The following is a 26,424-nucleotide window of genomic DNA, read 5'->3' as shown; positions in this document are numbered from 1 at the left end:
TTGGCCTACTCCGGCGGCGGATGCGACCCCCCGGCAGCGCCCGAACGCTCGGCCCGCAGCCGTTCGAGGCGCACCGCCGCGAACTTGAACTCAGGTGTCTTGGCACCGGCGTCCAGCCCGTCGGCATGGGTGAGCAGGTTGGCCGCGGCCTCGCGGAAATGGAACGGCACGTAGATCATCCCCACAGGGACAACATCTCCCACCCGGGCCTGGACGCGGATGCTGCCGCGCCTGCTGCTTATCAAACACGCCTGGCCGTCGCGCACGCCGGCGCGCGCGGCATCCTCGGTGTGGATCTGTGCGTAGGCCCTCGGCTCGCGCCAGTCCAGGGGCCCGGCCCGCCGCGTCATGGGTCCGCCGTTGTAATGGTACAGGATTCGGCCGGTGGAAAGCACCAGCGGGTAGGCGTCATCGGTGGGTTCGAACGGGCGTGCCGGGGACGTCACGTGGAACCGCCCCCTGCCCCGCGAGAACTGCCCCGCGTGCAGGAAGAGCGTCCCAGGGTGCTCAGGGGTCGGGCACGGCCACTGCAGCCCCGCGGCCTCCAGCCGCTCGTGGGTGATGCCACCGAAGATCGGGCACAACGCGGCGACCTCGCGCATGACCTCGGCCGCCGAACCGTAGTCCCAGCGCAGGGGGCGGCGGAGCCGCCGGCCCAGACGGCGGCCCACCTCGCAGAGGATTGCCCAGTCGGGCCGTGCCTCACCAGGCGGAGGGGCAAAGGGGCGGGCGAGTTGCACGCGCCGTTCGGTGTTCGTGAAGGTACCGCTCTTCTCCGCAAACGAGGCCGCTGGCAGCACGACGTGCGCCAGCTGGGCGGTCTCGGTCAGGAAGATCTCCTGGACCACCAGGAACTCGAGCGAGCGCATCGCCCGCTCCATCAGGGTCGCGTCGGGGTTGGTCATCATGAGGTTCTCGCCCATGATGTACATCGCCCGGATCCGCCCATCGGCCGCGGCCCGGACCATCTCGATGAAGGTTAGTCCGGGCGCCTCGGGCATGGTCAGATCCCGGCCGGCCTTGGACTGCCGCAGCGCCCAGGCCCGCGCGAACTTGGCGCGCACCGCAGGGTCGGCGGCCTGCTGGTATCCAGGATAGACGTTGGGCAGCGAGCCCATGTCGCACCCGCCCTGCACGTTCACCTGCCCCCGCAGCGGGTTGACCCCGGTGGAGGGACGGCCGATCTGCCCGGTCACCATGGCCAGGTTCGCCAGCGTCTTGACAAGTTCGGTGCCGTTGGAGCGCTCGGTTATTCCCATCCCGTAGAGAATGGTAGACGCCCCGCGCGGCGGCGCGTTCTGGCCGCCCTCCGCCGCGGTCCGGCGCAACCCCAACGCGTAGAGCCGGGCTGCCTCGACGATCTGCCCGGCGGGCACGCCGCACGCCGCGGCCGCGACCTCCGGGGTCCAGGCCTCGAGGTGGGCGGCCAGCGCCCCGAATCCCTCGGTGCGCGCGGCAACAAACTCCTGGTCGAGCCATCCGCGGGTCACGATGGCGTTCAGCATGCCCAGGTAGAGCGCATGGTCGGTACCCTGCGCCGGCCGCAGGTGGAGCGCAGCGTGGCGGGTCAGGCTGATCTTCCTGGGATCAATCACGATCAGCGTCGCCCCGCGCCTCGTCGCCCTGACCACCTCGTAGGAGATGACCGGGTGCGCCTCGCCGGTGTTCGATCCTATGACCAGGATGCAATTGGCGTCACGGATCTCCTTGATGCTGTTGGTCATTGCTCCACTTCCGAAGGCGGCGGCCAGACCGGCCACCGAGGGAGCGTGTCAGAGCCTGGCGCAGAGATCCACGTTGTTGGTGCCTATGACCCCGCGCACCAGCTTCTGGAAGACGTAGTTGTCCTCGTTGGTGCAGAGGGCCGAGCCGATTCCGGCAAAGGAGTCAGGGCCTGATTCCTTCACGATCGCGGCCAGGCGATCGGCGACCAGGTCCAGGGCGACCTCCCAGTCCACCTCGACGTGCGTCTCGCCCGCCGCGGGCGCGCGGCCCAGCGGGGAGCGGCCGAGCGCCACGGGCGGGGGCGTGTCGACGAGTCCCATGGAGTAGGCCAGATCGCGCCGGACCAGTGGCCGCCGCAGCCGGTCCGGGTGCCCCACGAACCCGAGGCCAAACCGGCCCTTGGTGCAGAGGAACTCGCCGTTGGCCGGCGCGCCGTAGCCTGAGACGGACACAACCTCGCCGCCGCGAGTGGCCACCTCGATCCCACAGCCCGTGCCGCAGTACGGGCAGATCGTGCGTGTGCGGGTCAGGTCCCACTCGCGGCCCTTGCCGATGCGATCCACCGGCACCAGCGCGGCGGTCGGGCAGAGCTGGACGCAGTTGCCACAGAAGGTGCAGGGCGTGTCCACGAGCGGCGCGTCGAACGGTGTGGCCACCAACGCCCCGAATCCACGCTGCGCCACCTCGATCGCGCTGGCACCCACGACCTCGTCGCAGACGCGCACGCAGCGCGTGCACAGGATGCAGTACTGATGATCCCGCACGAGAAATGCGTTCTCGTCCTGGTAGAGCTTGCGCGCGATCTCCTTCTCGTGGCTGCTCTCGGAGATGCCAAACTCGTAGGCATAGCGCTGCAGATCGCAGGCGCCCGCCTTTTCGCAGACGACGCAGTTCAGGGGGTGGTCTGACAGCAGCAGATCGAGCACCTCGCGCCGCTGCGCCGTGAGTTGCTCGCTGTTGGTGGTGACCACCAGGCCGTCGGCGGCAGCCAGGCCACAACTCGGAACCGACCCCTGCTGCCCCTCCACCTCCACCAGGCAGAGCCGGCACCCGCCCCAGGGTGTCAGCTCAGGGTGATGGCACAGGCGGGGGATTTCGATCCCGGCGGCCAGCGCGGCGTCGAGCACCGTAGAGCCCGCTCCCGCCTCGACCTTCCTCCCGTCAATGGTCAACGTCACCATGTCGTCACCTCAATGCAGTGCACGTCCCCGCCGGGCAGTGCCGGTCGTGGATGTGCGCCGCGTACTCGTCCCGGAAGTACCGCAGGGTGGTCAGCACCGGGTTGGGCGCTGTCTGGCCCAACCCACAGAGCGAGGTGGTGTGGATGGTGTGCGCCACCTGCTGCAGGCGGTCAAGATCGGCAGCGTCGCCCTCGCCCCTGGTGATCTTGGTGAGGATACCGAGCATCTTGCGGGTTCCAATCCGGCAGGGAATGCACTTGCCACAAGACTCGTCCTGCGTGAAGCTCAGGAAGTATCGGGCAAGGTCCACCATGCAGGTGGTATCGTCCACCACGACCATTCCGCCGGAGCCCATGATGGCGCCTGTGGCCCGCAGCGGACCGTAGTCCACGGGTGTATCCAGCAGGTGCTCCGGAAGACACCCGCCCGAGGGCCCGCCGATCTGCACCGCTTTGAAGCTGCGCCCGTCTCGGATGCCGCCCCCGACGTCGAAGATCACCTGCCTCAGGGTCACACCGATGGGTACCTCCACCAGACCGGTGCGCTGGATCGCGCCGGCAAGGGCAAAGGTCTTGGTTCCTCCGCTCTCGGACGTTCCCAAGCCCGAGAACCATTCGGCGCCGCCCGTCATGATGCTCGGTACGCTGGCATAGGACTCGACGTTGTTGATGTTCGTCGGATGCCCCCACAGCCCTGACGCGGCGGGATACGGCGGGCGCATGCGGGGCGTTCCCCGCCGGCCTTCGATCGAGTGCATCAGCGCCGTCTCTTCCCCACACACGAACGCGCCGGCCCCTTCCTTGACGATCACATCGAAATCTACCCCGGAGCCCAGGATATCGGTCCCGAGGTAGCCCGCGTCGCGGGCGTGCGCGATCGCCGCTTCCAGGTGCTTGACCGCGAGGGGATACTCGGCCCGAACGTACGCATATCCCCACCGCGCCCCGATCGCGTATGCCGCGATGATCATGCCCTCCAGGACACGGTGCGGATCGCTCTCGACGAGGGTCCGGTCCATGAACGCGCCGGGGTCTCCCTCGTCGGCATTGCAGACCAGGTACTTCAGCGGATCTGGCTGGCTGCGGCAGATCTTCCACTTGAGACCCGTGGGGTAGCCCGCTCCTCCCCGTCCCCGCAGGCGGCTTTCAGTGACGGCTGCGACGACGGCCTCGGGTGACATCGCCAGCGCCCGGCGCAGTCCTTCGTAGCCTCCGGCCGCGAGGTAGTCTTCCAGTGAGAGCGGATCTATGACCCCGCAGTTGGCCGTGGTCACCTTCACCTGCGGGGCAAAGAAGGCGTAGTCGCGACGATCGGGGGTGCGGCTGACAACCCAGTCCTCCGGTGGCAGAGGTGCTCCATGTAGAGCGAAGTGCCCTTCCAGCAGGGGCCGCGCCCGGTCGGCGGTGACAGGGCCGTAGAGCGCGTGCGCGCCGCCCACAACGATCTCCACCAGAGGTTCGCGGTGGCACGCGCCAAGGCAGCCCGTACGCTGGGTCGAGACCGCCAGCCCGGCCTCTGACACCACCTCTTGCAGGGCACGGAAGGTGGCCTCGGCTCCTGTGGCCAGGCCACATGTGGAAGTCCCGACCTTGACCGTGGACCTCACGGACGGCCCTCCTCTGCCGCACCCAGATCGCGCACCAGGCTCTCTGCTCCTCCCGGCGTCATGCGGCCGTGTGCCGCGCCGCTGGCGATGACGACCGGGGCCAGGCTGCAGCAACCGACGCAGAAGACGGTCTGGAGCGTGAACATGCCGTCCGGGGTCGTCTGGTTCTCCGCGATCTGCAATTGCGACTTCAGCCTCTCCACGATTGCCGGAGCGCCCCCGACGTGGCAGGCCGTGCCGCAGCACACCTGCAACTGGATGCGGCCCGGTGGCGTGAAGCGGAACTGGTTGTAGAACGTCGCCACACCGTACAGGCGCGCCAGGGGAATGCTCAGCTCCCTGGAGGCGTGCCGCATGGAACGCTCTGGGAGGTAGCCGTACTGCGCCTGGATCTGTTGCAGTACGGTCACCAGCACATCGCCGCGGCCCCGGTGACGCTCCAGGATGGCCAGCAGCTCGGGCGGCGGAGGTTCGGCCAGCGGATCGCCTAGGTATACGGCCTTGCGCGGCCGGGCCGTGGCGCCCGAAGCGGCAGAGGGCATAATCAGGCCCTCCCCGCGGCCCGAACCACGTTGCGCATGAGCAGCATGTTGGTGACCGACCCGACCCCGCCCGGGACCGGAGTGATGGCACCGGCGACCTCCCGGACCTCGTCGAAGGCAACGTCGCCCACCGTCTTGCGCTTGGGGCGGCCGCGGTCGTCCAGCACCGGCTGGCCTGCGCCGTCCAGAACCGGCTTCATGTTGATGCCCACGTCCACGACGATGGCGCCCGGCTTGACCATCTCTGCGGTGATGAACTCGGCCTTGCCCATGGCGACGATGAGGATGTCGGCCCTGCGCGTGTGCGCGGGCAGCGTGCCGGCCCGAGAGGTAAAAGAGTGCACGGTGGTGGTCGTCGCGTTTCGCTCCAGCGCCAGGAAGTAGGCGGGCTTGCCCACGATGTTGCTGCGCCCCACGATGACCAGGTCCTTGCCCTCGAACGCCGTCTTCGGGTCCAAACCCTTGTGGGCGTAGAACCTCTCCAGCAGGACATAACAGGCCCACGGGGTAGCCGGGTAGACCAGGGGCTGCCCCAGTGACAGCCGGCCGGCGTTGATCGCATGCAAGCAATCAATGTCCTTGGCCGGATCCAGGGCTTCGAGCACGGGCGCCTCAGGCATACCCTTGGGGAACGGCCGCAGCGGCAGGATGCCGTGCACCATCGGGTCCAGGTTGAGCGCGCGCATCGCACTGACGACGTCCTCCAGGGTGGCCTCTGCCGGGAGCGAGACGTCCCTGTAGGCAAGCCCTATCTCTGCCGCGGTGCGCTCTACCTGCCGCCGGTACATCTTCGCGCCGTAGTCATCTCCGACCAGAAGCGTGGCCACGCCCGGATTGCGCCCGGACGCCTGCATCCGCGCGATCTCGGCCTTGAGCTCGGACTTGATCTCCTCGGCGATAGTGTTGCCGTCAATGATCTCTGCCATCGGCGCTCACCCGAGCCTCTCGTAGGTGATCTTGAGGACCTCGTCGCGCACCGCACATATGCCCTCGAGCGTGGCCCGGATCTCTGCCCACAGCGAATCGGTGAACGCGGGATCGCCGATGGGGCCCAGGTTGATCTTGACGTTGAGCGCGGCGCTCTGGGCCCCTGAGTCGGCCAGCAGCGCCGCGATGGCGGCGTCGGTGATCAGCTGCACGTTGCCCTTCTCGGTCACGACCTTGCTCAGGCGTGCCACCTCCTCGCACAGGTGGATCACGCCGGCCGGGATCTCGGAGGCCTCGCGCAGGGCCTGCTGTATCGCGGCCTTGCGAATGGCCTTCTGCTCCTCGGTCTCTCGGGGCAGCTTGTAGGTATCCATCACCCGCCGGAAAGACTCGGCGTCCTTGTCAATGGCCTCCAGGAACTCTCCTCGCAGCGCGTCGGCCCTATCCCTGGCCTGCTCCATCTCCGCCTGGACCGCCGCGTACTTCTCTCTCCCCACTGTCAGGTTGGCCACCATGCTGACCAGAGCAGCACCGGTGGCCGCGGTCAACGCGGCCGCGGCTCCGCCGCCCGGCTCCGGGGCGGCAGATGCGAGCTTCGATAGGAACTCATTGATTGGCGTCTCCGGGTACATGTCTACCTCCCTGTGATCAGATCTCGGCGCCGCTGTCTGTCAGCCCCCGCATCTGGAGTAGCGGGCGCGGATCGGTCATCAGACCCTTCAGGCCCGCGGCGTGCTCCTTGAGGCCGAACGCCAGTGCCATCAGTTGCGTGAAGTAGAAGGCCGGCATGGGGGGCAGCCCGGCGGCGTGTGCCGCCTCGTCCTGCCTGGCGTCCAGGTTGTTGTGACACAGAGGGCAGGCCACCGCCAGCGCCTCGGCGCCGGCGCCCTGAGCGTCCCGCAAGATTCGTCCGGTTAGTTCGATCACGAGTTGCGGGCGCACGATGGCGTGCCCTGCGCCGCAGCACTCGGTCTTGTACGACCAGGGGACCGGCACCCCGCCCAGCGCTGATATCAACCGATCCATCTCCATCGGATACTCCGGCCGTTCGGCTCCGGTGATCGCCGGCGGCCGCGTGAGCAGGCAGCCGTAGTAGCAGGCCACCCGCATGCCTCGTAGCGGCCGCTTGACCCTGGCACGGACCGATTCCAGCCCGCCTTCCAGGAAGGTGTGCAGCAGGTGCTGCACGCGCAGCGCCTGCGGCGCCCGGTCTGCTCCTTCCACCTGGGCATGGCGCAGCCGGGAGAAGCAGGCGACGCAGGGCGCGGTTACGGCTGCGTGCCCTGCCCGGGCCGCGAGGCTCAGGTTGGCCAGCGGCAGTTCCAGGGCAAGATCGGCGGAGGTCTGGTGCGCCGCGCTGGCCCCGCAGCAGCGCCACCCGCTGATCTCGCGCAGCCGCACACCGAGGGCCGCGGCAACCCCGCGTGTGGAGGTATCGTACTCCCTTGCGCTGGCGTGCAGCGCGCACCCGGGGTAGTATGCGATCTCGCCCGCGTCCGCCTGTCTACCCGAAGGGCGACCTGGCAGGTCGGGCACCAGTCGAAGCTTGCCCGCCTTCATCAATCGAAGCGCGAACTTCCCCTGGCGGAGCGGCTGGCGCATCCGGAGATTGACCTCTGCTCCCACACCCGCCTCGAACAGGCGCCCAAACAGGCGGATGCTACGAACCGCGGCCTGCGTGAAGATCAGCGCCTCGGGGGGGCGCGCTGGAACCCTCCGCCGCGCGGCGACGATCCGGAGCGCATCCATGACGCGGGCCACGTCAATCCCCTGGGGGCAGCGCGCCGTGCACGCCTGACAGGAGGCGCACAACCAGAAGGTGTTGCCCCTCAGCAACCGCTCGTCAACCCCAAGCTGCAGCGCGCGCATCGCGGCGTGAGGCGCCAGGTCCATCTCCGCGGCCAGCGGGCATCCGCTGGTACAGACCTTGCACTGGAAGCAGAGCGGAAGATCCTGGCCGCTCTCCTGCCGGACCTCGTGGGCAAGCGTGGAACGGGTCACTGAACGGGCTATTGTTGACCTCGTCACGGGTCCGCTCCGATCCGGGCCCGCCTGATCGGCGTCGGGCCCAGCGCGGTAATGCGCTCGGTCATCTCTCGGGCTATCTCGGCAAACCGCGGGCCCTGGGCCGAGGAGAGATTGAACATCTCCAGGCGCTGCCCACCGATGCCTACCTCGTCGAGGCGCTCCTTGAGGTATCGGACACGCGCCTTGGCGTGGTAGTTGCCCACCTGGTAGTGGCACTGCCCTTCCAGGCACCCTGCCACGAACACCCCGTCGGCCCCGGCCTCGAAGGCGCGCAGGATGTAGATCGAGTCAATTCCGCCGGTGCACGGCAGCAGTATCACCTTCACGTTGGGCGGATAGGCCAGGCGCATCACGCCCGCCAGGTCGGCCGCGGCGTAGGCGCAGTAGAAGCAGCAGAAGGCCACGATCTCCACCGCGGCCGGAGCGGCCTCGATCTCCGCCGGGACCGGGGCAACGTCAGTTGACACGAACTACCTCCATCTCGCCCAGCAGCGCGGCGATCTTGGCCAGCATCTGGTCTCGCGAGTAGTGTCCCAGACTGAGCGCGCTGCCCGGACATGCCGCCACGCACAGGCCGCAGCCCTGGCAGCGGGTGGGCTCGATGACGGCGATGCCGTCGGCATCAAACGACATGGCGTCATAGGCGCACACTCGGAGGCAGGTCAGGCAGGTTGTGCAGCGGTCGCGATCCACCGCGGCGACGACGCCGCCGACCTCCAGGCTGTCGCGCCACAACAGGGTGCTGGCCCGGGCCGCCGATGCCAGGGACTGGGCGATCGCCTCGTCAAGCGGCTTGGGGTAATGGGCGCCGCCGCAGAGGAACAGCCCCTCGCTGGCGAACTCCGCCGGCCGCAACTTCACATGGGCCTCCAGGAAGAAGCCATCCGCGGACGCCGGCACCTTGAAGATCGTGGTAAGGTCGGACGCGCCGTCCGAGGGCACCTGAGCCGGCGCCACCACGAGCAAGCCAGCGTCCAGGGTGATCTCCTCGCCGAGCGCCTGGTCCCGCACGGTGACGCTGAGGGCCTCGGGAGAGCGCGTGATCTGCGGGGGCTCTTCGGCCGAGTGGCGGAACACCACGACCCCGGCCTCCCGCGCCTGGGTGTACAGCTCCTCGGTGAACCCGTAGGTTCGGATCTCGCGGGCGATGACCGTAACCGGAACCTCGGGGTTCGCGCGCTTGAACGCCAGCGCGGCCGCAAGGGACTGGGCGCAGCAGGTACGGCTGCAGTAGAAGGGCATGCGGTCCCAGGGGCCGGCGCACAACAGCATGACCACCGATTCCGGTGTTTCCGCGGGCGGCCCGCCGCCTGTCATGAGGCGCGCCTCAAACTCCGAGAGCGTCGCCACGCGTGCGTCCTCACCGGCCCCGTAGGCAGTGGGCTTCCACTCCTGAAGGCCGGTGGCGATGACGGTCACCCCGTGCCCGAATCTGTGCTCGCCATCCGGGCCTGCCACGGTGGTTTCGAAGTTGCCGACCGTGCCGTGGGATGAAACGATCCTGCATCCGGTCATCACCCTCACGCGCGGATGGCCGGTCACCCGCTCGACCAACTCCCGCAGCGAATCCGCGGCCGGAGCGCCGCCCCATGTCAGGAGGGGTGAGCGCAGGCGGCCACCCAACGCCGGTGACCTCTCCACCAGCACCACCGGGAATCCCTGCTCGGCCAGGTTGAGGCCGGCGGTCAGGCCTGCCACGCCTCCGCCTATCACCAGCGCCTCGTTTCGCATCGGCACCAGCACCTTGTGCAGCGGGGCCAGGCGGCCGGCCCGGGCGACCGCACCTGCGATCAGCGCATGCGCCTTCTCCGTGGCGCCAGAGGGATCATCCCGGTGCACCCAGCTGCACTGGTCGCGGATGTTGGCCATCTCAAACAGGTAGGGGTTGAGCCCTGCCTCGCGCAGCGTCTCCCGGAAGATGGGTTCGTGCGTACGCGGTGTGCAGCTCGCCACCACCACCCGGTTGAGGTGCTCCTCGATTATTGCCTCCTTTATGCGAATCAGGGTATCGGCCGAGCAGGTATAGAGCGACGTCTCGGCCAGTACCACGCCCGGCAGCGTCCTGGCGTGGTCGGCCAGGCCGACCACGTCCACCACGCCGGCGATGTTCGACCCGCAGTGGCATACAAACACGCCGACCCGCGGTTCCGGATCCAGCAGCATCTCAGGAGGATAGACCTTGGGAACGATCTGGGTTCCCCGGGCCGACCCGATGACGGCCATCGCTGCGGCGGCCGCGCCGCTGCCGTCCACCACAGAGTCAGGGATGTCCTTGGGCCCGCGGAACCCGCCGGCCACGAACACGCCGGGCCGGCTGGTCTCCATGGGCGCGGAGGGTACCGTGGCGGCGAATCCGTGCTCGTTGAGCGCTATTCCCGCGGCACGCGCCAGCGCGTCCGCGTCCCTGGGCGGGGTCAAACCCACCGCCAGGACGACCAGGTCGGCCTCTTCCTCGCGCACAACCCCGTTCTCCTCCACCCTGAAGACGAGCGACCGGGTGTGCGGGTCCTCACGAAGAGACGCCACGCGGGTGCGCATGTAGCGCACACCGTTGCTCCTGGCCCGTTCGAGGTAGGCATCGAAGCCCTTGCCGAAGGCGCGCAGATCCGCGTAGTAGATCGTGCACTCGGCCTCGGGAAGGTGCTCTCTGGCCAGGATGGCCTCCTTGGTTGCGTACATGCAGCACACCGAGGAGCAGTAGCGGTTCTGCTGGTCGCGCGAGCCCACGCACTGCAGGAAGGCGATCCTGCGGGGTTCCGCGCCGTCGGAGGGTCGGGTGACGTGGCCCTGCGTCGGTCCTGACGCGGAGAGGAGCCGCTCGAACTGCGGCCCGGTCAGGACGTTCGGGAAGCGGCCCACGCCGTAGGCCTCCGCGTGCGCCGCATCGAACGGCTCGATGCCAGGCGCCAGTACCACTGCGCCGACGCGGAGCGTATTTACGCGTTCGGTCTCGGCATGGTTGATCGCCTCGCGGCGGCACGCCTGCACGCACGCCAGACACTCGGCGCATACGCCGCAGGCCAGGCAGCGCGCGGCTTCCTGACGCGCCTCCTCCTCGGTCAACCCCTCGTCCACCTCGACGAACGAGGCGCGCCGCACTCCCGGAGGGAGCTCGTGGACGCCGAAGCGCGCCTGCAACCGTATCTGCCCGCGCAGCAACCGATCCTCGACCTCGTCCAGGGTGAGCTTGGCCACCGGGGCCAGGGGGTCCGGTTCCAGGACCGCCCCGCGCAGATAGGCATGGATGCCGCGCGCTGCCCGCGCTCCGGCTGCGATCGCGTCCACCACGAACGCCGTACCGGTAACCAGGTCACCGCCGGCGAACAGACCAGGGTAGCCCGCGGACTGAGAGTCCGCTTCCACCTGCAACGTTCCCCACGCTGTGGTGGCGACGCCAGGCAGGCCGGAGGTGATCTCGGTCTGCGGCGCCAGGCCGATCGCGAAGATGACCGTGTCCGCCTCCAGCACGTGCTCGCTGCCCTCGACGAGGTCGAGGTGCAGGCGCCGCGCCTCGTCGAAGCGCATGGAACGTACCTTCCGGCACTCCAGGCCCGCGGCGCGGCCGTTCCGTTCCAGCACCCGGACGAAAGACGTAGCGGGATGGACCTTGACGCCCTCTTCCTCGGCCGCGGCGATCTCCCAGGCGTGGGCCGGCATCGCCTCGCGCGCCTCTGGGCAGGCCACGTGCACCTCGGCACCCAGCCGCGCGCATGTCCTGGCCACGTCGAAACCGACGTTGCCTCCTCCCAGGACGAGCACCCGCCGGCCTATCGACACGGGCTGGCCCAGCCGGGCGTTCTGCAGCACGTCGGTACTGACCAGCACGCCCGGTAGGTCTGCCCCGGGAATGGGAAGCTTCCGGGCCCTGTGGGCGCCCGTGGCCAGGAAGATGGCGTTGAACCCTTCGGAAAACAGGTCGCGCACGTGCGACACCCGGCTGTTGCATCGGATCTCAACGCCCAGGTCGGTTATGTCGGCGATCTCCCTCTCGATGATCGGCGTGGGCAGGCGGTGCTCCGGGATTCCCACCCGCATCATGCCGCCGGCTACGGGAAGGGCCTCGAACATGGTCACCCGGTACCCCTTGACCGCAAGATCGCGGGCGGCGGCAAGACCGGCAGGGCCTGAACCCACGACGGCCACGCGCTCGGTGTGCACCGGATCGATCCGCGCCTCGGGCTCCCGCGGCCGGGCATACGCCCAATCCGCGACGAACCGCTTCAGCGCCGCGAGGTTAACAGGGCCGTCCACTAGGCCGCGGGAGCAGGCGTCCTCGCACCGGTGGTTGCAGACGCGGCCGCAGATCCCGGGGAAGGGGTTCTCCATCCGGATTACGCGGAACGCCTCTTCATAGCGCCCCTGAGCCACCAGCGCCGCGTACCCCTGCGCCCGCTGGTGAATGGGGCAGGCGTCGCGGCAGGGCGCGGTACCTCGCTTGTCAATGGCGTAGGCGCCTGGGACTGCCTGGGCATAGGAGCGGTAGATCGCGGTACGTGGTGCCAGCGCGGCGTTGAACTCGCTGGGCACGCCTATCGGACACGCCGTGGCGCAGTCCCCGCACGCGGTGCATCGAAGCAGGTCCACGAAGCGCGGGCGGTGCCGGATGGTCGCACGGAGATCGCCTGCGCTTCCCTCCAGGCCCTCTAACCCGGCCAATGTGTGTATCTCTATGTTGGGATGAAGCCTGACGCCGGAGAGTTTGGGTGACAGGATGCACATCGCGCAGTCGTTCGTGGGGAAAGTCTTGTCGAGCGTTGCCATGCGGCCGCCGATGGCCGGGCCGCGCTCCACCAGGTGCACCTTGATACCGGCATCGGCCAGATCCAGCGCGGCCTGTATCCCGGCGATCCCTCCGCCAACCACCATCGCGGCGCCAACGGGAGTGCCGGAGGACTCATCGGTCGCCCCGGTCGCCTCCGCTTTCCCAACCGGGCCGGCGGCCGGGGCCGTCGGCGCTGGCGGCACTCCCGCGCCGCGCTCCTCAGCCACGGGCGGGGAGACGCGCACCAGGCGGTCCAGCAACTCGATCTGGTCCGCCAACCGCTGGCGGCAGCGCTCCAGGATGTGCCGCTGATCCTCGGTCAGGTCGCCGGCAGTTCCGGCCAGCATGGCCTCCAGGTAGGTTGTCACCCTGGCAGCGGGAGAGCGCAGATCATGGGTGGCCACGGCCTGCATCTGCGTCAGTCGGGTCCGGATGTTCGCCATCCGGTACTCAACCAGATCCACCAGCCCGGCCATGATGGGGTAGCCAATCTCCCAGTCCAGAGACATCAGCCGACGCAGAACAGGACCGCTGATGGCGACGAGAACCGCGGGCTCCACGCACACCGCGGACATCGTCAGCACGAAGGGCGGCACCAGGGCGGACCAGCCAAGACTCTCGCCTGCGCCCAGCACGGACACGACCACCGACCTGGGCAGTTCCTCTCCCTGCTCAGGGGCCCGCATTTCCAGGGCCACCCGACCCTCATGGATCACGTAGAAGTCGCGCGCCTCCTCACCCTCGGAGAAGATGCGCTCACCGGCCTCAAAAGAGACCACGGTCCCAAGCGAGGCCACCAGGTCGCGGGCCGACGGGCCGAGCCCTCCGAACAGGGCGCACCGGTCCAGCGCGTCACGCTGAATCACCTCAGGCCGCCTCCCCCTGACCGGCAGGAGGCCTCTCACCAGGCGAGGCCTGCACGGTCAGGGCCTTGGGTAGCGCAAACGTGAAGACCGTGCCGCGCGTCTCTCCTGGGGGCGGGCTCTCCACCCAGATCTGGCCCCGGTGGGCCTCGACGATCTTCTTCACGAGCGACAGGCCCAGCCCCAGTCCCTTCGATTGAGCCATCTGCCCGCGGTAGAACTCATCGAAGATCCTTGGCAGTTCTTGCGCGGCCACACCGATTCCGGTATCCCGCACCTGCACACAGATGTCGGCCTCCCGCTCCTGGACGGTCACGATGACTTCTCCGTCTGCAGGTGTGAACTTCACAGCGTTGTCCAGTAGGTTCGTAAGCGCCTCCTGGATTCGAAGCGGCGCCATCAAGAGCGGCGGCAGGCCCGCGGGCACATGCACTCGAAGAAACACACCCTTGTCCCGGGCAGCGGTAGCCACATTGTCCACGGCCTTCTCGAGGATGTCGTGGAGGGACTCGACACCGAGCTCCGCGGAGAGGTCACCGGTCTCGATCCGGGAGACCCTGAGCAGGCTGTTGATTAGTTCAATCAGCTCCTGCACCCGGATGCTGCACCGGTCAAGCATCTCCCGCTGTCTGTCCGGAACATCACCCGCGTAGCCGCCCAGCATCACTTGAAGATAGCTCTCGACGGCGGCCAGGGGCGCCTTCAGCTCGTGGGACACCAGCGCGATCACGAAACACAGTTTTGCCCTGGCCTCCATCAGACGATTCCCCACGAGCTGGGCCAGCCCGCGCATCATCAGGACCCCGGCCCGAGGGTCATCGGCGATCAGGCGCTCCAGCGCCTCCCGCTCCAGAGCCACCACGGTCGTGTCTTGAATAGCCACGGCCGACATGGTGCGGGTGTGGGGAGGCACAAGCGCGGACCAGCCAAAGCAATCAAGAGGACCCAGCACAGCGGCAAAAGTGCGCCGTTCGCCGGCTTCTGCCCTACCGATCTGAAGGTCCATCTCGAGGGCGACGCGCCCCTCCTTGATGATGCAAAGGTGCGTGGAGCCCTCGCCTTCCTGGAAGATCCGCTGTCCCGCCGAGTAGGACCGCTCCTCGCTCAGGGCGGCCAGGCGGCGCAGCAGCGCCGCGGGCAGATCCCCGAACAGGGATGTGCGCTCGAGCGTCTCCTGGCTGGCCACGCTACATCACTCCCTGAGCTGCCAGACCGCTGGCCTCCAACACCCGCGGCAGCAGGTGTTCCCATCCCATTGCCATCAGGTGGATGCCCTGACAAAGCGGCCGGAGCTGCCGAATCAGCTCCGCGGCCACGCCCACGCTGGCCTCCTGGCGGTCCTTGGCGGCTTCCATGACCTCGATCAGGCGGTCGGGCACGTGCACGCCCGGAACGTTCCGGTTCATGAACCGGGCCATGCCGGCGGACTTGAGCATGATGATCCCGGCAAAGACAGGCTTGCCAAGGGGCCGTGCCGCTTCCATGAAGCGGGCGAATGCGTCCGGGTCGAAGATGGCCTGTGTCTGGAAGAACTGGGCACCGGCCTGCGCCTTCTTCTCCATCTTGAGCAGCTGGGGTTCCACCGGATCGGCACCCGGGCTGACGACCGCGCCCAGGAAGAAGTCGGGCGCGCCGTCCAGCTTCTTGCCCGCCATGTCCTGACCACGCATCAGGCCGGCTGCTGCCTGCAGCAGGGAGACCGAATCCAGGTCAAAGACCGGCTTAGCCTGCGGGTGATCGCCCAGCTTCACGTGGTCACCGGTCAGGCAGAGAACGTTTTCGATGCCCAGCGCCGCCGCGCTCAAGAGGTCTGACTGCAGGGCGATCCGGTTCCGGTCGCGGCAGGTCACCTGGAAGATGGGCTCGAGGCCCCGCTCTTTCAGCAGGTAGCAGAGCGCCAGGGACCCGAGGCGCATCACCGAACTCTGCTGGTCGGTCACATTGAACGCCTGCACACGCCCCCGCAGGTGCTCGGCCTCCGCGATTGCACCTGCCACATTGGTTCCCTTGGGCGGAGACGCCTCGGCCGTCACCACGAACTGGCCTTGAGCCAGGGCCTCTCGCAGGGTCATGGCTCCCCCGGCCCTCCTTCCGCACGGCCATAGCGCGAGAGCAGCCGCTCCACGCGCGAGAGGAGAACGCCTGGAGGAGCCGGCTTGTCGAGGTAGTCCTCTGCCTCCAGACCAAACCCGGCACTGACCGGGAGGCCTGAATCGCCATGCCGCTCGGCGAAGGAGGTGAGCATCAGGACCGGGACCTCAGCCAGCACCGGGTCCCGCTTCAGCTCCTCGCAGACCGTGAAACCGTCCTTGAACGGCATGATCACGTCCAGGATGATCAGATCGGGCCTGGCCTGACGCGCCAGGCGCAGCCCTTCCACTCCGTCGAGGGCCACGGCCACCCGGTAGTCGCGGCTCTCGAGCACGATCCGGGTGGCCTCGACGAAGTCGGCATCGTCGTCAATCAACAGGATGCTCTTCGGGTCTGTGGCCAATGTCCTACACCTCTCCCGGGTTGCCGGCCCGCTTGCCGCGTCGCTCCAGCACCTTGCCGACGCGGTGCAGCAGTTCTACCGGCCTTACCGGCTTCTCGACGTAGTCGTCCACGTCCATGGCCAGCCCGGTCTCCAGCTCGTACCTTCGCCGGCTGGCCTCTTCACCGACCGCCGTGAAGATCACGATCGGAATCGCCGCCCAGCGGGGCTTCTCCTTCAGCGCCCGCACCACGCCGTACCCATCCAGCCTGGGCATTAGCATGTCCAATATGATCAGGTCGGGCACTTCCCGGCGGACCCTCTCGAGCCCCTCCTCGCCGTCGGGCGCGGTCTCCACCTGATAGCCCGCGGCCTCCAGCACGGTCTTGACGGCCACGGTGATGTCCGGGTCGTCATCCACCACCAGGATCCGAGGTTGCATTCAGCCCAGCCCCCCTTCCCGCGCCTCCCGGGATTTCGTCATATCAGCGGCCGCGGCAGGAGCCCGGCCCGCTCTGCCAGGATCGGGACGACGTCCTCCCACCCCACCGCCATGATGTGCACGCCCCGGACGCCCGGTATCTCGCGCACGGCATCAATGAGTTCGGCGGCGATGGCCATCCCTTCGGCCTTGGGATCCGCGGCGTCCTCCATCCGGGCGATAATCGCATCGGGCACGGTTATGCCCGAAACGTAGTCCCGCATGTAGCGGGTCATACCGACCGATTTCAGGGGCACGATTCCCGCCATGATGGCAACCTGCTCGTGGAGCCCCCGTGCCCTCACCTGGGCCATCCAGCGTCCGAAGATCTCCAGGTCGAAGACGGCCTGCGTCTGGATGAAATTGGCGCCTGCGCGCACCTTCTTGGCCAGGCGGACTACCCGATACGGCAGCGGGTCGGCGAACGGATTGGCCGCGGCCCCGATGAACATTGGGATGTCTCCGGTGAACTCGTCGCCGCCCTGGAACCTGCGCGTATCCCGCATGCCTGCCAGCACCTGGATGAGCTGGATCGAGTCGAGATCGAAGACGTTCTTGGCGCCTGGGTGGTTGCCGAACTGCTGGTGGTCTCCGCTCAGGCACAGGAAGTTGCGCACGCCCGCGCCCGCGGCGCCCAGGACGTCCGACTGCAGGGCCAGACGGTTGCGGTCGCGGCACGTCATCTGCATCACCGGGTCCAGACCCATCCGGCGCAGGTGGATCGCGCAGGCCAGGCTGGACATGCGCACGATGGCGGTCTGATTGTCGGTCAGGTTCACGGCGTCGCAGCAGTGCCTGAGGATCTCCGCCTTGCGCTCCACCACGCTCAGGTTGGTGCCTTTGGGCGGACCCAGCTCGGCGGTCACGGCGAACCGCCCTGCGGACAGCACCGCTTCCAGATTGCTGCCGGCGGGCATGGCCCCTACACCTCCTCCTCGACCATCGCGCGCAGGTCGGGCCGCACGATCCGGCGCGGTCCGCCGGAGTGGCTCGCCTTCCAATCCCGGACCGGAATGATCTCCTCCAGTTGCTCCAGGCGGCCCTGCTGCATCAGCCGGTCGTAGATCAACACCCAGGCGCAGGGGTTCTCAGGGGAGATCTCGCAGTGCCCGTCCTGGACACCTCCACAGGGACCGTTCAGGAGACTCTTGGCGCAACGGGCCACCGGACAGATCCCGCCGGTCCGGTGCAGGAGGCAGTCGCCGCACGCCATGCAGCGTTCGCCCCAGATCCCCGGGGCCTCGGTGAGCCCCATGAAGGAGGTGTTGAGCCCTGGCAGCACCACAACGCCGGGGTAGCGCTCCCCGATTCCCTGCACGCCTACGCCGCACCCCAGCGACAGCACCGCCTCAGCCCGGCCAACCGCCTCGCCGACCTGGTCCAGGAACTCCCACTCGCACTGCCGTTGAACCACGGCTTCCTCGACTTCGATCTGCTGGCCCAGCACCGACCGCAGCGAGGTTGCGAGGAGCCCGACTTCCTTCTCTCCGCCCGCGAAGCATACGGTGGTGCACGTCCCGCAGCCGAGCACCAACAGGCGGCGGAACCCGCCCGCCATCTGGCGGATCTCTTCCAAGGGCTTCTGCTGCGCAACTATCACGGCGAGACCACCTTCCTCATCCGGCCAGCGCTGCCATCATCGGCCGGACCGCCACCAGGTGTTTCCCAAATCCCAGGCGACGCGGGCTGGCTCCCAGCGCCAGCGCCGTAAGTTGAGTGAAGAATAGCACCGGGAGCAGGCGCTCGAGACCCGCCCGCTCTACCGCGGCACCCTGGAGCAGATCCAGGTTGAGCTGGCACAGCGGGCACGCGGTGGCGATGCAGTCGGCGCCTGCGCGGTGAGCCTGCACCAGTATCCGTTGAACGAGGTCCCCGGCCAGCTCTGGCACGGTCGCAGCCAGGCTGGCACCACAGCACCAGGTCTTGCCCTGCCAGTCGGCCACATCGGCGCCGCAGGCCCGGAGCACACGCTCCATGATGCCCGGGTTCTCGGCGTCGTCTATACCGCCGGACCTGGGTATGCGCACGAGCAGGCATCCGTAGTAGCATGCCACCCTGAGCCCAGCCAGGGGACAGCGGATCCGCCCGGAGAGGTCGATCTCATCCAGGACCGAGAGCAGGTGACGCACCCTGACCCCGCCGTGGTAAGCCACGCCCTGCTCAGCGGCGGCTCGCGCCACGGCTTCCGAAGTGCTGATCTCGTGCTCTGCCTGCGCCAGCCGGTGGTGGCAGGCGGCGCACGCGGTCAGCACATCTGTCCCCAGGGCCTCGGCGATCGCGAGGTTGCGGGCAGGCAGCAGGACTGCCAGTTCCGGGTCAACGAAGTGGGCCGAGCTGGCGCCGCAGCAGCTCCAGTCGGGCAGTTCCTTCACCTGGAGCCCCAGGGCACGCAGCGTCTCGTGCACGGAAGCCAGGTATGCGGCTCCGGTGCTCTGCAGCGAGCACCCTGGGTACAGCGCGAGCGGCTTCTCCTCGGCCACTTGTGTCATCGCCCGTCCTTCTGCCCGATGGCTCGGAACAAGCGGCGCACTTCACGGCGCCGCCGGATTGAATGGGGCCAAAGCGCCAACCGACCGTACCGCATGAGGGCCCATCCGGTGGGCAGATCCTGCCGCAGCCGTCCCTGCTGCAGGCTGTAGCCGGCCGAGAGCAGCCCCTCGTGGGCGCGTCCGAACAACCTCACTGTACGCAGGAACCACTGGTGAAACCGTTGGATGTCCACCCTGGGAACCGGACCACCCCTGGCAATGCCTGCCTGGCGCACCGCGTCCATCACCCGGGCGATGTCTATCCCGTTCGGGCACCTGACGGCACAGGTCTCGCAGCCGACGCAGAGGTACGGCGCGGTGGCCCCAAGGACCCGCTCCCGAAGCCCGAGCTGGACCGCCTTCATTAGGCGGCTCGGCAGCATGTCCATCGCCGGAGCCAGGGGGCAACTTCCGGTGCAGATGCCACAGCCGAAGCAGAGCCCCACGCGCTCCCGACTGGCAGCCGCGATGACCGTCGCCCAGGCAGGGTCCATTCTGGCGGGAAGCGCCTGCGCCTCACGCGGTAGCATGCGCCGTCACCTCGGATGCTTCCCCGCTCTCCTGGCGCCTGTTGTCGCAACTGGCGAGCAGAATCTGGCCGAGTTTGTGCCAGTCAACTGGAGCCAGGGACGCCACATGGATTGCCTCGGGATCCAGACCCAGCGTGCCTGCCAGCGCGGAGGCGCGCTCCACCATCCTGCGGGCCGTGGCAGGCCCGACCAGGTGCTCGCAACTCCGGTCGTAGCAGCCGCAGAGGAGGACCCTGCATGCGCCCGCAGCCAGCGGCCGCACGCAGTGAACCGGCTCCAGGCGGCCCAGGCAGGGCACAGGCACCACCAGGACCTGAGCCGGGTATGACATTCGCAGCCTGCCCAGCGCCTGTAGGGCTGGGGAGGCAGAGTTTGCGCAGGCATAGACGACAACCGGGCGGCCGCCCAGCGGAGGCCCGGCCATGAGCGCGTCTATCTCCGCCAGGAGCCGGCGGTTGGGGCTCTCCGTGATCTGGATCGCGCCGGCAGGGCAGGCCGCCGCGCACACGCCGCACCCCTGGCAGGCAGCGGGAAGCACCCGCACGGTCTGACCCAGGCCGGTGGTCACCGCCTGGTGGGGACAGACGCGCAGACAGGTCAGGCAGAAGGCGCACCGCTCGGTGTCCACCGATGCCCGAGCAGAGACCGTCATCACACCCGGCGCGGCCACCGAGAGCGCGGCCATTGCCGCGGCCTCTCCTTGGCGAACTGCCTGGTCGGTGGTGTACGGGCCCCGGGCCGGTCCGATGAGGAAAACGCCGTTGCGTTCGGTCGCAACGGGCTCCAGAAGAGCGCGCTCCCTGGGCGCCCAGCCCCCCTTGCGGGGAGCCACGCCCAGAACTTCGGCCAGACCCCGCGTGCCCTGCTGCGCGGCGGTGGCGCCGCTGACGAGCACGTCAACGGTCTCGGTGACAGATCCCAGTCCGGGCACCTCCAGCGTGAGTACGCACCCACCACCTTCTTCAACCATCCCAGGAGGTCCGGATTCCGTCCGGATGAACGTGACTCCACAGCCGCGCGCCTCCCGGTAGAGCTCCTCCAACCCGGGCCCGGCAACTCCCATGTCGCGGAAGAACACCAGCACGCGGCACCCGCAGTCCCGTGCCAGGTGCAGGGCCGCCGAGAGCGTGGACTCGGCAACCGAAGGCCAGGGATCGCCCTCCAGCAGGAAGGCCACCCTCTGGCCTGCCTGGGCCGCGGGCGCACACTCGCGGGCATCGCCTGCTGCGATCACTGCGCCGACCGCGTGACACTCGACGCCCTGATCGGTTCGTATCCTGACCCTGAACTCACCGGCCTGCCCCTCGAGCCGCTCCACCGTTCCACCGGCGAGCATCGCCTCGCAGCCCAGGTCCTCAAGGCGGGCGGCTGCGGCCACCGCGCCCGGGCCGGTTCCTACGACGAGCACCCGCCCGGAGGGCCTCACCTCGGCATCGGGTACCGGAGGCATGCTCTCGGTGATGCCGGCCGCAGCCGAAGCCACCATCCTGAGGGCCTTGGCAGTGGCCTGATCAGGCCAGGGATGGACCCAGGCACACCCTTCCCGCAGATCCACCAGGCCTGTACGGTGCCCTGCGACCCCAGCGGCCTCGGACACCTCGGCGACCGCCTGTACTGCCGCAGGGATACCGCACGCCGCCACCACAAGGCCGCTGGATGCGGTCTCGCGAAGCCAGCCCGAGGCCCGCGCGCGGCCCGCGGGCAGGCAGAGATCGAGGCTGACCAGCGACGACACGAAGCCAGGCGCCGCGGCGATGCGCTCGGTGTCGAGGCGGTCGCACAGAGTTCCGCCGCAGGTACAGACTACCAGGGCCGTTCCCGAATCGTTCACGACAGGCCCTCCAGGACACGCAGGGCTGCGCCAGCGGCCCTCAGGCCCTCGCCCACGGCCTCGGGGATGCTGACCGGACCCCCAGCGGCGCCCGCAGCCACGATCCCTGGCGGAAGGTCAGAAACGAAGCCACTCGCTGACGACCGCACTCCCGCGGCAGATGCGGGAGCATCCATGCCCACGGCCAGCACCACCAGGTCGAACAGTTCCTGGCTTCTGGCAGCAGCGGCGACGTCCTCGAACGTCAGAAGCAGCCCCCCGGGCTCCGAGATCACCTCGCCCGGGATGCCACGTACTAGGCGGATCTCCGGCGGCAGGTCACTGAACAGGCGCGCGATCCCCGGGGCGCACCGCTGCAGGTCCATGAAGAAGAGGGTGACCTCCAGACCCGGGAGTTCGCGTACCATGCGGCCGGCCAAGCGCAGCGCGGTAGGGCAGCAGACCTGCGAGCACCAGCCCCTGCCGGCGGCCAGGTCCCTGGAGCCGACGCAGTGCACGAACGCCACCCGCCGACTGCCGGGCATTAGATGCGATAGATAGTCCGGTCCGTGCTGCCACAGACCCCTCTCGAGATCCATGGTGGTGATGACACCAGGAAGGCGACCGTAGCCGAACTGGCCCTTGCGCTCCGCCGGAAACGGCGCAAACCCGGTGGCTAGGACCACCACGTCCGCCTTGACCGCCTCCTCGCCCGGCGCGTCATCCAACCTGACCGCACCGAAGGGACATGCGTCCCTGCAGGCCACGCAGTCCTCACCCCTTGTGCGCAGGCACGCCCCTCTGTCCAGGACATAGGCCAGCGGCAGTGCCTGGGGGTGGGGCTGGGCAATCGCGGCTGCCGGGCACACATCGGCACAGCGGCCGCACCCGGTGCAGCGTGATATGTCCACGCCCCGGGGCCCGCGGGCCAGGCGAACGTTGAAGCCGCCTGGCCCGCCCTCGATCCCCAGAACCTGCGTGTCCACCCGCAGCGTTACGCCGGCGCCGGGTTGCATCGTCCGGCTGGCCCGGGCTGCCAGGCAGACCCCGCACAGGCTGCAGTCGGTTGCGGCCTTGCAGGCATAGCAGGCCGCCCATCCGCCGATCACCGGCCCTTGCTCGGCCACAAGCACAGGAATCCCCCTGGCGGCCAGGGCCTGCGCTGCCGTCAGGCCGGCGGGTCCGGCCCCCACCACCAACGCGGTGCGGGCATGGGTCAGAACAGCCCCACCACCTTCCCTGTCTCCAGGTCTATGTCCACCTTGTTGGCCGCCGGGGCCTTGGGCAGGCCCGGCATGGTGCGCATCTGCCCGCACAACGGATAGAGGAATCCGGCGCCCACCGAGGCGCGGATGTCGCGCACCGTCACGCGGAAGCCCCGGGGCCGGTTCTTGAGCGCAGGGTTGTCCGAGAGCGAGAGGTGCGACTTGGCCATGCAGATGGGCAGTTTGTCGTAGCCCAGCTTGGTGTAGAGCTTGATCTTGGCCTCCGCGGCCGGCTCGAAGTCCACGCCGTCGGCACCGTAGATCTTGGTGGCGATGGTCTCGATCTTCTCGCGGATCGGCATCTCCAGCGGGTACAGGAACTGCATGTGGCTGGACTCCCCGACGGCCTTGACCACGGCCTTGGCCAGTTCCAGCGCGCCTGCACCGCCCCGGGCGTGGTGTTCGCTGGTGACGGCATCCGCTGCGCCGGCGGCCAGAGAGGCCTTGCGGACCGCTGCGATCTCGCGCTCGGTGTCGGTGGGGAACAGGTTGATGGCCACGACCACCGGCAGGCCATGTAGCCGCATGTTTTCGATGTGCTTCTGGAGATTCTCGCAGCCACGCGCGACCGCCTCGACGTTCTCGCTGACCAGCTCGGGAGGAAGCGGCCGGCCGGGAACAACCCGGCCCACCCCTCCGTGCATCTTCAGGGCCCTTATCGTCGCCACCACGACCGCGGCGTTGAGCTTCAGCCCGCTGTACCGGCACTTCACGTTGAGCATCTTCTCGGCGCCTATGTCCGCCCCGAACCCGCTCTCGGTCACGACGTAGTCAGCCAACTTGACCGCGATCTTGTCTGCCACGATGGAGTTGTTGCCGTGGGCGATGTTGGCGAACGGCCCGGCGTGCACGATGACCGGGGTGTTCTCCAGGGTCTGGATCAGCGTCGGCATCAGCGCGTCCTTGAGCAGGACCGCCATGGCGCCCGCGGCCTTGAGGTCCTCGGCCGTCACAGGGTAGCCGTCCTCGTTGGTTCCTATGACGATCCGGCCCAGGCGGGCCCGCAGGTCGCGCAGGTCGCTGGCCAGCGCCAGGATCGCCATTACCTCTGAGGCCACCGTGATGTCGAACCCGGTCGCGCGGGGCCGGCCGTCATCCTTGGTGCCCAGGCCGATTACGATGTTGCGCAGCGCCCGGTCGCTGATGTCCATCACCCGCGGCCAGGTGATCGAGTAAGGGTCAATGCGCAGTTCGTTGCCCTGCATGATGTGGTTGTCAATCATTGCCGCCAGCAGGTTGTGTGCGACGCCGACCGCGTGGATGTCGCCGGTGAAGTGGAGGTTGAAGTCCTCCATGGGGATCGCCTGCGAGTAGCCGCCGCCGGCGGCGCCGCCCTTGATGCCGAAGGTGGGGCCCATCGAGGGCTGCCTGAGGGTGTTGATGGTCTTGTGGCCCAGCTTGTTCAGGGCCATGCCCAGGCCGACCGCGGTCGTGGTCTTGCCCTCGCCCAGCGGAGTCGGGGTGATGGCGGTAACCATGACGTACTTGCCGCTGGGCCGGTCGGCCAGGCGTTCCATCACGTCCAGGTGTATCTTGGCCTTGTACTTCCCGTACATGTCGAGGTCGTCCTCGGCAAGTCCGAGGCGCCCGGCGATCTCCATCACTGGAAGGAGCTTGGCCTCCTGGGCAATGTCGAGGTCGCTCTTGATCTTGCTGCTCATGCGGTTACCTCCTCGATGGGTGCTTTGACGTCTTCTCGCACGACCTGCCGCGGCCGGCCGACCGCGGCTCCTGACCAGTCCTTGGGTTCCATGATGGCTCGGAGGGACTCCAGCTCCCCCAGTGCCTGAAGCCGGTTGAAGATGAGCAGCCACGCGCAGTCCACTGCGATATCCACCTCGCACTTGCCGTCGCGGTATCCGCCGCAGGGTCCATTGAGCAAACCCTTCGAGCAGCGCGCGATCGGACAGATGCCGCCGGTCCGGTCGAGAATACACTCGCCGCACCCGCGGCACCGCTCGGCCCACACCCCGGGCTGGAGGGTGATCCCCATGAACTTGGTGTCCAGAAGCGGGAACACGCGGCGATCGGGGAAGGTCTCCGCCATCAACTGCACGCCGCACCCGCACCCCAGCGAGAAGACCGCCTCGACCGCCTCTACGTGGGAAGCCAGCGGCAGGAGGAACTCCTTGTCGCACTGACGGTGCACGGTTGCCTCGGCTATCTCGATGGACTCGTCACGCGCACCGCGTGCCAGCCGGGCCAGCGAGCTGAGGACGGCCACCTCCCGCTCCCCGCCGGCGAGGCAGACCGACACGCAACTTGCGCAACCGACCACCAGCACCCGATGGTAAGGCGCCATCATCCTGAGAACGGCCTCCAGGGGCTTCTGCTCGGCTACGATCATGGCGCCCTCCTATCTCGCCTGGAGCGCAGGGGCGGCGGCCAGGTGGGCGAGCACCGGACCGGCCACATGGAACGAGCCTGTCACGCAGACAACATCCTCAGGGGACGCGGCATCGAGCGCGCACTCGAGAGCATCCACCGGGTCCTCGACGATCCGGATGTCGGCAACCCCCGGACAGAACGCGATCGCCACGTCGGCTGGCGGCAGCGCACGGTCGTCATCGGCCCTGGTCGCAATCACAACCGAGGCCCGGGGGGCGATGATGCGGGCGATGCCTGCCAGGTCCTTGTTGCCCAGCACCCCGATCACCAAAGTGACGCGGCGCCCTGGGAATACCTCGTCCAGCACGTTGCGCAGCGCCTGGAACGAGACGGCGTTGTGGGCCACATCCACGATCAGGGTGGGACAGCAGTCACGGACAACCTCTATTCGAGCAGGCCAGCGCAGACCGGAAAGGCCTGCCCGCACCGCCTCCTCAGGCACCGCGAACCCCGCGGCTTCCAGGGCCTCAACCGCCCCGATGGCGGTGGCGGCGTTGAGGGCCTGATGCCGTCCCATCAGGGGCACTGTCAGGTCCCGGTAGGAACGCCGCTGCCCGCACACGGTGACGCGGATCCCTCCCAGATTGGACCGCAGCGTCCGGTAACGGATCTCACGGCCTACCCTGATCAGCGTGGCCCCATTGGATGCCGCTGCCGCCTCAATCACCTCGGATGCCGCTGCGGGCTGGGGCACGGTTACCGCCAGGCCGCCCGGCCTGATGATGCCGGTGTCTTCCTCGGCGATGCGACGAAGACTGTTGCCTAGCAGGTCGGTGTGGTCGTACCCAACGGTGGCGATGACCGAGACGATTGGGTTCACCACGTTGGTGGCGTCCAGACGCCCGCCGATGCCGACCTCTACGACGGCGAGATCCACCGCCCCTCGTGCGAAGTACATGAACGCGACCGCGGCCGAAACCTCGAAGTAAGTCGGGGGCCAACCCGGCCCGCCCTTTCCCTGGACGATCGCATCGCGCGCCTCGCCCACAAGGAGGGACAGTTCTTTCGGCGAGATCAACTCCCCGTTGATCCGCATCCGCTCTCGGAAATCCACGAGGTGCGGCTTGGTGTAGAGACCCACCCGGTGGCCGGCGGCCTGCGCCATCGAGGCGATCATCGCCGCGGTGGATCCCTTGCCCTTGGTCCCGGCGACGAGCACCGCCGGGAATCCCTGCTCGGGATTGCCGAGAAGGCCGCAGAGATGCCGCATGCGGTCCATCTTGATGGGCAGATACGGCGCCGGCGGGGCCGGCCTTCCGGCGATCAGCCCGTTTAGGTAGGCGAGTGACTCCTCGATGTTCATTCCCACACCCGA

Annotated in this window: 22 protein-coding genes and 1 pseudogene; all 23 read right to left on the bottom strand. The window is 68.3% G+C overall.

Going from position 1 to position 26,424, the window contains the following annotated elements; genetic code table 11:
- Positions 1-5: 5 nt before the first annotated feature.
- Positions 6-1,724, bottom strand: coding sequence for a formate dehydrogenase subunit alpha (locus FJX73_00515; protein ID MBM3469266.1), 1,719 nt, complete (start codon positions 1,722-1,724; stop codon positions 6-8).
- A 48-nt stretch (positions 1,725-1,772) separates the two neighbouring features.
- The gene (locus tag FJX73_00510; GenBank protein ID MBM3469265.1) at positions 1,773-2,906 is read right to left on the bottom strand and encodes a 2Fe-2S iron-sulfur cluster binding domain-containing protein; all 1,134 of its coding nucleotides are present in this window, start codon (positions 2,904-2,906) and stop codon (positions 1,773-1,775) included.
- Between the two features lie 4 nt (positions 2,907-2,910).
- Positions 2,911-4,512 carry an NADH-quinone oxidoreductase subunit F gene (locus FJX73_00505; GenBank protein ID MBM3469264.1) on the bottom strand — a complete coding sequence of 534 codons (1,602 nt, stop codon included), beginning with the start codon at positions 4,510-4,512 and terminating at the stop codon, positions 2,911-2,913.
- On the bottom strand, positions 4,509-5,054 hold the full coding sequence (locus FJX73_00500; protein MBM3469263.1) for an NAD(P)H-dependent oxidoreductase subunit E: 546 nt from the start codon (positions 5,052-5,054) through the stop codon (positions 4,509-4,511). Before FJX73_00500 ends, FJX73_00505 begins: the two co-directional genes overlap by 4 nt.
- A 2-nt stretch (positions 5,055-5,056) precedes the next feature.
- On the bottom strand, positions 5,057-5,980 hold the full coding sequence (locus tag FJX73_00495) for a bifunctional 5,10-methylenetetrahydrofolate dehydrogenase/5,10-methenyltetrahydrofolate cyclohydrolase (GenBank protein MBM3469262.1): 924 nt from the start codon (positions 5,978-5,980) through the stop codon (positions 5,057-5,059).
- A 6-nt stretch (positions 5,981-5,986) separates the two neighbouring features.
- Entirely contained in the window at positions 5,987-6,613 is a 627-nt protein-coding gene (locus tag FJX73_00490) for a cyclodeaminase/cyclohydrolase family protein (protein ID MBM3469261.1), read from the bottom strand.
- Positions 6,614-6,629: 16 nt separating this feature from the next.
- Positions 6,630-8,009, bottom strand: coding sequence for a hypothetical protein (locus FJX73_00485; protein ID MBM3469260.1), 1,380 nt, complete (start codon positions 8,007-8,009; stop codon positions 6,630-6,632).
- Positions 8,006-8,422, bottom strand: coding sequence for a hydrogenase iron-sulfur subunit (locus FJX73_00480; protein ID MBM3469259.1), 417 nt, complete (start codon positions 8,420-8,422; stop codon positions 8,006-8,008). The genes FJX73_00485 and FJX73_00480 overlap by 4 nt, the downstream gene beginning before the upstream one ends.
- A 43-nt stretch (positions 8,423-8,465) precedes the next feature.
- Entirely contained in the window at positions 8,466-13,637 is a 5,172-nt protein-coding gene (locus FJX73_00475; protein MBM3469258.1) for an FAD-dependent oxidoreductase, read from the bottom strand.
- A gap of 1 nt (position 13,638) precedes the next feature.
- A complete protein-coding gene (locus FJX73_00470; protein ID MBM3469257.1) occupies positions 13,639-14,820 on the bottom strand; it encodes a HAMP domain-containing histidine kinase in 1,182 nt (393 codons plus the stop codon).
- Position 14,821: 1 nt separating this feature from the next.
- Positions 14,822-15,706: a 5,10-methylenetetrahydrofolate reductase gene (locus FJX73_00465; GenBank protein MBM3469256.1), complete on the bottom strand. Its 885-nt coding sequence runs from the start codon at positions 15,704-15,706 to the stop codon at positions 14,822-14,824.
- Positions 15,703-16,128, bottom strand: coding sequence for a response regulator (locus FJX73_00460; protein MBM3469255.1), 426 nt, complete (start codon positions 16,126-16,128; stop codon positions 15,703-15,705). Before FJX73_00460 ends, FJX73_00465 begins: the two co-directional genes overlap by 4 nt.
- Before the next feature lie 4 nt (positions 16,129-16,132).
- Complete coding sequence (locus tag FJX73_00455; protein MBM3469254.1) at positions 16,133-16,549, bottom strand: response regulator; 417 nt, start codon at positions 16,547-16,549, stop codon at positions 16,133-16,135.
- Positions 16,550-16,587: 38 nt separating this feature from the next.
- Positions 16,588-17,505 (bottom strand): methylenetetrahydrofolate reductase, encoded by a 918-nt coding sequence (locus FJX73_00450; GenBank protein MBM3469253.1) that lies wholly within the window; start codon positions 17,503-17,505, stop codon positions 16,588-16,590.
- A gap of 5 nt (positions 17,506-17,510) precedes the next feature.
- Positions 17,511-18,188 (bottom strand): hypothetical protein, encoded by a 678-nt coding sequence (locus FJX73_00445; GenBank protein ID MBM3469252.1) that lies wholly within the window; start codon positions 18,186-18,188, stop codon positions 17,511-17,513.
- Positions 18,189-18,204: 16 nt separating this feature from the next.
- On the bottom strand, positions 18,205-19,077 hold the full coding sequence (locus FJX73_00440) for a heterodisulfide reductase subunit B (GenBank protein ID MBM3469251.1): 873 nt from the start codon (positions 19,075-19,077) through the stop codon (positions 18,205-18,207).
- Positions 19,074-19,646, bottom strand: a complete 573-nt coding sequence (locus tag FJX73_00435) for a heterodisulfide reductase (GenBank protein ID MBM3469250.1) — start codon at positions 19,644-19,646, stop codon at positions 19,074-19,076. Before FJX73_00435 ends, FJX73_00440 begins: the two co-directional genes overlap by 4 nt.
- On the bottom strand, positions 19,633-21,477 hold the full coding sequence (locus FJX73_00430) for a hydrogenase iron-sulfur subunit (GenBank protein ID MBM3469249.1): 1,845 nt from the start codon (positions 21,475-21,477) through the stop codon (positions 19,633-19,635). Before FJX73_00430 ends, FJX73_00435 begins: the two co-directional genes overlap by 14 nt.
- The gene (locus tag FJX73_00425; GenBank protein ID MBM3469248.1) at positions 21,474-22,472 is read right to left on the bottom strand and encodes a CoB--CoM heterodisulfide reductase iron-sulfur subunit A family protein; all 999 of its coding nucleotides are present in this window, start codon (positions 22,470-22,472) and stop codon (positions 21,474-21,476) included. The genes FJX73_00430 and FJX73_00425 overlap by 4 nt, the downstream gene beginning before the upstream one ends.
- 63 nt (positions 22,473-22,535) lie before the next feature.
- Positions 22,536-22,787 (bottom strand): annotated as a pseudogene (locus FJX73_00420) (FAD-binding protein).
- Positions 22,673-24,382 carry a formate--tetrahydrofolate ligase gene (locus tag FJX73_00415; GenBank protein ID MBM3469247.1) on the bottom strand — a complete coding sequence of 570 codons (1,710 nt, stop codon included), beginning with the start codon at positions 24,380-24,382 and terminating at the stop codon, positions 22,673-22,675. Before FJX73_00415 ends, FJX73_00420 begins: the two are co-directional and overlap by 115 nt.
- Positions 24,379-25,068 (bottom strand): hypothetical protein, encoded by a 690-nt coding sequence (locus tag FJX73_00410; GenBank protein ID MBM3469246.1) that lies wholly within the window; start codon positions 25,066-25,068, stop codon positions 24,379-24,381. Before FJX73_00410 ends, FJX73_00415 begins: the two co-directional genes overlap by 4 nt.
- Before the next feature lie 9 nt (positions 25,069-25,077).
- The gene (locus tag FJX73_00405; GenBank protein MBM3469245.1) at positions 25,078-26,412 is read right to left on the bottom strand and encodes a bifunctional folylpolyglutamate synthase/dihydrofolate synthase; all 1,335 of its coding nucleotides are present in this window, start codon (positions 26,410-26,412) and stop codon (positions 25,078-25,080) included.
- Positions 26,413-26,424 lie beyond the last annotated feature (12 nt).

The organism is Armatimonadota bacterium (genome assembly GCA_016869025.1).
GTDB lineage: Bacteria > Sysuimicrobiota > Sysuimicrobiia > Sysuimicrobiales > Humicultoraceae > VGFA01.
The sequence above is the reverse complement of the archived record's forward strand: the minus strand, read 5'-3'. Positions and strand labels throughout refer to the sequence as shown.

Bases quoted from the DNA above. Each gene is read 5' to 3' on its own strand.
- FJX73_00455 (MBM3469254.1), bottom strand. From the start codon at position 16,549: ATGCAACCTCGGATCCTGGTGGTGGATGACGACCCGGACATCACCGTG.
- FJX73_00515 (MBM3469266.1), bottom strand. From the start codon at position 1,724: ATGACCAACAGCATCAAGGAGATCCGTGACGCCAATTGCATCCTGGTC.
- FJX73_00500 (MBM3469263.1), bottom strand. From the start codon at position 5,054: ATGCCCTCTGCCGCTTCGGGCGCCACGGCCCGGCCGCGCAAGGCCGTA.
- FJX73_00440 (MBM3469251.1), bottom strand. From the start codon at position 19,077: ATGACACAAGTGGCCGAGGAGAAGCCGCTCGCGCTGTACCCAGGGTGC.
- FJX73_00495 (MBM3469262.1), bottom strand. From the start codon at position 5,980: ATGGCAGAGATCATTGACGGCAACACTATCGCCGAGGAGATCAAGTCC.
- FJX73_00450 (MBM3469253.1), bottom strand. From the start codon at position 17,505: ATGCCCGCCGGCAGCAATCTGGAAGCGGTGCTGTCCGCAGGGCGGTTC.
- FJX73_00465 (MBM3469256.1), bottom strand. From the start codon at position 15,706: ATGACCCTGCGAGAGGCCCTGGCTCAAGGCCAGTTCGTGGTGACGGCC.
- FJX73_00415 (MBM3469247.1), bottom strand. From the start codon at position 24,382: ATGAGCAGCAAGATCAAGAGCGACCTCGACATTGCCCAGGAGGCCAAG.
- FJX73_00435 (MBM3469250.1), bottom strand. From the start codon at position 19,646: ATGCTACCGCGTGAGGCGCAGGCGCTTCCCGCCAGAATGGACCCTGCC.
- FJX73_00425 (MBM3469248.1), bottom strand. From the start codon at position 22,472: ATGCAACCCGGCGCCGGCGTAACGCTGCGGGTGGACACGCAGGTTCTG.
- FJX73_00405 (MBM3469245.1), bottom strand. From the start codon at position 26,412: ATGAACATCGAGGAGTCACTCGCCTACCTAAACGGGCTGATCGCCGGA.
- FJX73_00510 (MBM3469265.1), bottom strand. From the start codon at position 2,906: ATGGTGACGTTGACCATTGACGGGAGGAAGGTCGAGGCGGGAGCGGGC.
- FJX73_00490 (MBM3469261.1), bottom strand. From the start codon at position 6,613: ATGTACCCGGAGACGCCAATCAATGAGTTCCTATCGAAGCTCGCATCT.
- FJX73_00410 (MBM3469246.1), bottom strand. From the start codon at position 25,068: ATGATCGTAGCCGAGCAGAAGCCCCTGGAGGCCGTTCTCAGGATGATG.